The following is a 284-nucleotide window of genomic DNA, read 5'->3' on the forward strand; positions in this document are numbered from 1 at the left end:
ACCCTGCGACTTACACGGTGTGGAGAAAAGCGCGTTCGCACACATTGAAGTAATCAGCACCGACAGCCGGATGGTCGATTTTCTGCGCAATAAGGCACAGGTGAAGAGTGGCCCGAAATACGTTTATATCCACCCGGAAAGCTTCCTTTATAGCCGTTCCGGCGATACTTTCGCCCAGACCAAAGGACAGGTGAAGAAAGATATTCACAAAATTATGCCGCAGGACAAATGCCATCCGTTCAAAGACAGCAACCGCAAGCGCTGGTTTGATATCGGGGACGGGG

Annotated in this window: 1 pseudogene; it reads left to right on the forward strand. The window is 51.1% G+C overall.

From position 1 onward, the window contains the following. Window positions 1-284: pseudogene (locus AB8818_RS22935) on the forward strand (hypothetical protein); the annotation flags it as partial.

The organism is Enterobacter sp. KB-280D8, from assembly GCF_041399405.1.
GTDB classification, from domain to species: Bacteria; Pseudomonadota; Gammaproteobacteria; order Enterobacterales; family Enterobacteriaceae; genus Enterobacter; species Enterobacter cloacae_N.